1 protein-coding gene is annotated in these 1386 nt (G+C 60.7%); it reads left to right on the forward strand.

Features of this window, described 5'->3' with window-relative positions; all coding sequences use genetic code 11:
- The first annotated feature begins 97 nt into the window (after nucleotides 1–97).
- Nucleotides 98–1354: an IS256 family transposase gene (locus DFK10_RS16160; protein WP_109390066.1), complete on the forward strand. Its 1257-nt coding sequence runs from the start codon at nucleotides 98–100 to the stop codon at nucleotides 1352–1354.
- Nucleotides 1355–1386: the final 32 nt, after the last annotated feature.

The following is a 1386-nucleotide window of genomic DNA, read 5'->3' on the forward strand; positions in this document are numbered from 1 at the left end:
GAGTTATGCCCGAAAGTTGGTGATGGCCTGAAGTAGGCGGCATATCATGGCGGTGTTGAAAGACGCCGTCGATCTCACAGAGAAAGGATATGCCACCATGGCCAAATCTACCGTTGTCCCGTTCGAACTGCCATCGGAATTTTCGCCTGATCCGCTGACCGAGGTGATCCAGGCCGGAGCCAGGGAGCTGCTTCGCACGGCGGTTCAAGCCGAGGTGTCGGCGTTCATCGCCGAGCATGCGCATCTTCTGGACGAGGAAGGGCGCCAGCGACTTGTCCGCCACGGGTTCTTGCCCGAGCGAGAGATGATGACCGGGATCGGGACGGTGCCTGTTCAGGTTCCGCGTGTCCGCGATCGCGGCAGCAATGCAGATGGCAGCAAGATCAGGTTCCGCTCGTCGCTGGTCCCGCCCTATCTGCGCAAGGCCAAGTCGGTCGAAGAGCTGCTGCCCTGGCTATACCTGAAGGGTATCTCGACAGGCGACTTCAGCGAAGCGTTGGCCGCGCTGCTGGGGCCGGAGGCCGAGGGGCTGTCATCCTCAACCATCACCCGCCTGAAGGCGACTTGGTGGGAGGAGTATGAGGCCTGGCGCAAGCGCGATCTGAAGGCCAAGCGCTACGTCTACATCTGGGCGGATGGGGTCTACTTCACGCCCCGCTTGGACGGTGATCGTCAATGTATGCTGGTTATTATCGGCGCCGATGAATACGGCGAGAAGGACGTGCTGGCGATCATGGACGGGTTCCGGGAGAACGCCGATAGCTGGCGCGACCTGCTGAAGGGGCTGAAGAAGCGTGGGCTCACGGTGCCGCCCGAGCTGGCCATCGGCGACGGCGCGCTCGGGTTCTGGACAGCGCTGCGCGAGGTCTTTCCCGACACGCGCGAGCAGAGATGTTGGGTCCATAAGACGGCGAACGTGCTGGGTGCCATGCCCAAATCTCTGCACGAAAAGGCCAAGGCTGATCTGCAGGACATCTGGATGGCCGAGACCAAGAAGGAGGCAAATGCCGCCTTCGATCTCTTCGTCGAAACCTACGGCGTGAAATACGAGAAGGCCGTGGCCAAGCTGGTGAAAGACCGCGATGAGTTGCTCGCCTTCTACGACTTCCCGGCCGAGCACTGGAAGCACATCCGGACCACAAACCCGATCGAGAGTGTCTTCGCTACGGTCCGCAACCGCACGCGCAAGACCAAGGGCTGCCTGAACCGCAAAACCGCCCTCGCCATGGTCTTCCGGCTGATGATGTCAGCCAAGAAGAAGTGGCGGAAGATCAACGGGCCAAGCCGTCTGCCCGAGGTTATTCAGGGGATTGAATTCAAAGACGGGATCAAGCAACTTCAAGCCGCCGCCTGATGACGGCCGTCACCAACTTTTGGGCATATCTC

Origin of the sequence: Salibaculum griseiflavum, assembly GCF_003129565.1 — a bacterium.
Classification (GTDB): domain Bacteria; phylum Pseudomonadota; class Alphaproteobacteria; order Rhodobacterales; family Rhodobacteraceae; genus Salibaculum; species Salibaculum griseiflavum.